This window comes from Caulobacter sp. 17J65-9 (assembly GCF_010975005.1).
Lineage (GTDB): Bacteria > Pseudomonadota > Alphaproteobacteria > Caulobacterales > Caulobacteraceae > 17J80-11.
In genome coordinates this window covers 1-4,384 of record NZ_JAAIVC010000234.1, presented here as the reverse complement: position 1 = coordinate 4,384, position 4,384 = coordinate 1, and the positions used below count along the sequence as shown (strand labels likewise).

5 protein-coding genes and 1 pseudogene are annotated in these 4,384 nt (G+C 69.2%); 4 read left to right on the top strand and 2 right to left on the bottom strand.

Going from position 1 to position 4,384, the window contains the following annotated elements:
- The first annotated feature begins 32 nt into the window (after positions 1-32).
- Positions 33-581 carry a hypothetical protein gene (locus G3573_RS20345; protein ID WP_163263492.1) on the top strand — a complete coding sequence of 183 codons (549 nt, stop codon included), beginning with the start codon at positions 33-35 and terminating at the stop codon, positions 579-581.
- 42 nt (positions 582-623) lie between these two features.
- Here the strand turns inward: G3573_RS20345 and G3573_RS20340 are convergent, their stop codons facing one another.
- Both G3573_RS20340 and G3573_RS20335 read right to left on the bottom strand, forming a co-directional pair.
- Positions 624-1,667 (bottom strand): rod shape-determining protein, encoded by a 1,044-nt coding sequence (locus tag G3573_RS20340; protein WP_163263491.1) that lies wholly within the window; start codon positions 1,665-1,667, stop codon positions 624-626.
- Between the two features lie 193 nt (positions 1,668-1,860).
- Positions 1,861-2,100: a hypothetical protein gene (locus G3573_RS20335; RefSeq protein WP_163263490.1), complete on the bottom strand. Its 240-nt coding sequence runs from the start codon at positions 2,098-2,100 to the stop codon at positions 1,861-1,863.
- 205 nt (positions 2,101-2,305) lie between these two features.
- On the opposite strand from G3573_RS20335, the gene G3573_RS20330 reads away from it, so the two are divergent.
- The 3 genes and pseudogenes from G3573_RS20330 to G3573_RS22075 all read left to right on the top strand — a co-directional run.
- The gene (locus G3573_RS20330; protein ID WP_163263489.1) at positions 2,306-3,232 is read left to right on the top strand and encodes a hypothetical protein; all 927 of its coding nucleotides are present in this window, start codon (positions 2,306-2,308) and stop codon (positions 3,230-3,232) included.
- 77 nt (positions 3,233-3,309) lie between these two features.
- On the top strand, positions 3,310-4,005 hold the full coding sequence (locus tag G3573_RS20325; protein WP_205598398.1) for a 2OG-Fe(II) oxygenase: 696 nt from the start codon (positions 3,310-3,312) through the stop codon (positions 4,003-4,005).
- A 131-nt stretch (positions 4,006-4,136) separates the two neighbouring features.
- Positions 4,137-4,384, top strand: a pseudogene (locus G3573_RS22075) (hypothetical protein); the annotation flags it as partial.

Sequence of the window (4,384 nt, the reverse complement as noted above, 5' to 3'; positions counted from 1 at the left end):
GCGGCGCCGACGCCGGCGGGCGGAGAGGGCTGATGCGCGCGGCTGTCGTCGCCGTGGTCGCCGGGCTGATGCTCGGCGGCTGCGCCGTGGGGCCGGCCGCGGCGCCCCAGCCCAGCCTGCGCAACCTGCAGGCCCTGCGCGCCGCCGAGATCTCGCCCCTGGCCGTGGGCCGGTTCACCGCCGGTCCGGAGGCTCCGAAACGCAAGGTGTCGATCGGGGCGGCGGTCGTCTCGGCTCCGGGCGAGGGGACTTTCGCCGACCACCTCGGGGAGACCCTCGCGGCGGAACTGCGCGCCGCCGGCAAGTTCGACCCGAATTCCCCTGTCGTGGTGACCGGCGTGCTCACGCGAAGCGAGGTGCACAGCGAACCGCCGCAAGGCCATGCGGCCCTGACGGCGACCTTCACGGTCACGCGGGAGGGGCGTGCGGTCTTCGAGAAGGCGTTCGCGGTCCATACCGAGTGGACGCCGGAGTGGCCGCTGAACATCGTGCAGGCGGAGGGGGCCTACACCGGGCTCTACAACGATCTGGTCGGAGCCCTGGTCACGGACCCGGAATTCCGCAAGGCCGTGAACCCGTAACGAGAGAGGGCGCGGCGGGTGACCGCCGCGCCCTCTTCAGTTTCAGACCAGGGCGCCTTCCATGACGCCCTTCATCCACTTCGGGTGCTCCAGCACCTTGCCGCAGCCCAGCGCCACGCAGGACAGCGGGTCGTCGGCCACCGACACCGGCAGGCCGGTCTGCTCGCGCAGCTCGGCGTCCAGGCCGCGCAGCAGCGCGCCGCCGCCGGTCAGCATGATGCCCTTGTCGGCGATGTCGCCGGCCAGTTCCGGCGGGGTCGCTTCCAGGGCCACCTTCACCGCTTCGATGATCTGCGACACCGGCTCGGCCAGGGCCTCGGCGGCCTGGCGCTCGGAGATGCGAACCTCGCGCGGCACGCCCTGCATCAGGTCGCGGCCCTTCACCACCACCGACAGGCCGTCGCCGTCCAGCGGCACGCGGGCGGCGGCGATGTCCTTCTTGATCCGCTCGGCGGTGATCTCGCCGATCATCAGGTTATGGTTGCGGCGGACGTAGCTGATGATGCTGTCGTCCATGTGGTCGCCGCCCACGCGCACCGAGCGCGAATAGACGATGCCCGAGAGGGACAGCACGGCCACTTCCGTGGTGCCGCCGCCGATGTCGACCACCATCGAGCCGGTGGGCTCGTGGATCGGCAGGCCGGCGCCGATGGCGGCGGCCATCGGTTCGTCGATCAGGCCGACCTGGCGGGCCGAGGCGTTCAGGCAGCTGTCGTTGATGGCCCGGCGCTCGACCGCGGTCGCGCCCGACGGCACGCACACCACCACCTTCGGGTTCACGAAGTTCTTGCGGTTGTGAACCTTGCGGATGAAGTGCTTGATCATCTCTTCGGCGACTTCGAAGTCGGCGATGACGCCGTCGCGCATCGGGCGCACGGCTTCCATGTGGCCGGGGGTGCGGCCCAGCATCTGCTTGGCTTCGAGGCCGACGGCGTGGACCACCTTGCGGCCGCCGACGTTGCGGAGCGCCACGACCGAGGGCTCGTTCAGGACGATGCCCTTGCCGCGCATGTAAATCAGGGTGTTGGCGGTGCCGAGATCGATCGCGATGTCGCTGGAGACGGCGCCGACGAGGGTTGAGAACATGAACGGTCCCGGTTGTTCTTGAGAGACGGATGAGCGGGGCGCGCCCCGAGGACGAAATTGTCGTCTTTGCGGCCCGGCGTATCGGCGCTCGTTGTCGCACCCAAGCCGTAAATGCGCAGATCGCGGTCCCATACCGGAAACGAGTTGTGGATAACGGCCGGACCCGCCCGCGAAGGCGGGCCCGGGGCGGCGCCTAGTTGGTCGTCTCCGGCGCTTCCTCTTCGCCTTCCTCTTCGTACTCTTCGTCCTCGAATTCCTCGTCGTCGAACACCTCGTCGTCGACCTCGGGGATCATCTCCAGCAGGGTCTCCATGATCGCCGCCATCTGCTCGGGCGAGATCTCGTAGGCGTGGGTCGCCTGTCCGTCGCCGATGTGGAGGAGGTAGCCGTCCTCGGTTTCGTCGATGTCGAACTGAGCCAGCGGCTTGGCCATGGGGGCCCTCCTTCTCGATGCTCGGGCGACGCACGCCCTCTGAGCCACATAGGCGCCACGGGAAGATTGCCAAGCGCAAGACTGCAATGCGGGTTTTGCACCGCTCAGGGATCATACGTTCGTTAGCCGGGGTTCTCCCGATGGCGCACGGCGCGGCTTCCCGCCGACAGTGCCGGACCGAAAAGGTCGCAAGGGGAGACGGATGATGTTGCGCAGCATCGCTGGGTTCGGCGCGGCGATGGCCGCCCTGCTGGCCGGGACCGTGGCGGCGGCGGACGACGCGGCGGACGGGTCGATGGCGGCCTATGATTACTCGACGGCGGCTGCGTGGGACGACGGATCGGCGGCGTACGACTACGCCGCGCAATACGTGCCGCAGCCCGACTGGGCCGAGCACGGCGGCTGGCGGTTCGCTGTGACGCCGTACCTCTACCTGCCGATGATCGACGGCAAGCTGCGCTACGACATCCCCAAGGGCACCGGCAATCGGCCGACGGTGAAGATCGACGCGAAGGACATTCTCGAAGCCCTGAACTTCGCCTTCATGATCTCCGGCGAGGCGCGCAAGGGGCGCTGGGGCGCGTTCACGGACGTGATGTACGCCGATCTGGACGCCGACCGCAGCAAGGTGCGGACGCTGACCGGGCCGGGCGGGCGGGTGCAGGTCCCGATCGACGCCGGCACCGACGTGGGCGTGAAGTCCTGGCTGTGGACCCTGGCGGCGGGCGCGGAGCTGGGCCACCCGGGCGGGCGGGCCAGCGTGGAGGCCTTCGCGGGCTTCCGCTACCTGACGGTGGACACCGACCTGACCTGGTCGTTCGCCGGACCGTTGGACGAGTTTCCGCAGACGGGCAGGGTCTCCCAGGACGAAGACGTCTGGGACGGCATCGCCGGCATCAAGGGCCAGGTGGCGCTGGACTCGAACCGGCGCTGGAACGCCACCTACTACCTGGATGTCGGCGCGGGCGATTCAGAGCTGACCTGGCAGGTGATCGGAGGGATCGCTTACGCCTACGACTGGGGCGACCTGCGCTTCGCCTGGCGCTACATCGATTACAACCAGTCGGCCGACCATCTGGTGAACGACATGAGCCTGAACGGCCCGGCCTTCGGCGCGACCTTCAAGTTCTGACTGCCGGATTCTGACCCGCGGCGCGGAACCTTAGCTGAGATATCGGCGTTACGTGCCGAATAGCGGGGAGCTGCGTCATGCATCATGAACTTCAGTCCGCCGCGTCCGCGGCGCGTGCGCCGGCTATGGAAGCCGGCTTTCCGGTGCTCGATCTCGAAGCGTTGCGTCAGGCTGAAGTGAAGACCGATCCGTACGTCTACCTGCACGGGACCGGCGTGGTCCGGCCGGAGATGATCGCGGCGGTGCAGGCCAGCTTTCCGGACATCCGCACGACCGGCTTCCACCCGGTCGAGGACTACGCGCCGCACGGCGCCTTCGGCGAACTGATCGACGAACTGCGCGGCGAGGCCCTGAACGAGGTGCTGAGCGACAAGTTCGGCATCGACTTCACCGCGCTGCCCCAGCTGATCACCATCCGCAAGCTGTCGGCCGCCCACGAGGGGCGAATCCACACCGACGGCGACAAGAAGGTGATGAGCCTGCTGATCTACCTGAATGACGCCTGGGACTCGCCGGCCGGGCGGTTCCGCGTGCTGCGCGGGAAGGACGACTTCGAGGACTACGCCGCCGAGGTCCCGCCGGAGACCGGCGCCTTCGTCGCCTTCCTGCGGGCCGACAACTCCTGGCACGGCCATACGCCGTTCGTCGGCGAGCGGCGCGTGGTGCAGGTGGCCTGGCTGCGCAGCCAGGAAGACGTCGACCGCAAGCGGCGCACCCACGGCGTGCTGGGGGCGCTGAAGCGGATCTGGGGACGTCCCGCCGGCACCGCCTGAGCTCCAAGTTCCGCCACGGAATTGGCCAAGTCGTCTCGCTAACCTCTACGGTGCGACGCGTTCGCGCATTTGCGCGGACGCGTCGGCGCGACATGGTCTGAATTCGCGTCCGTCGGTGCAGGAGTTTTCGCATGCAGCCGCCCTCCGACCGCAAACCGCCCGCCAACCCGTTTGAGCGGCGCAGCCCGTGGGGGCGCATGCCGCACTCCATGACCGAGCCGCTGGCTGACGGGTCGGTCGCGGTCGCGCCCGGCGGCGCGCCCAAGCCCGCGCAACCGGCGACGCCTGCGGCGCAGACCCCCAAGCGCGCCGCGCGGGCTGACGCCGGGGTTCCGGTTGCGGACGCCCCTCCGCCCAAGCCTGTCGCGCGGCCCTCGGC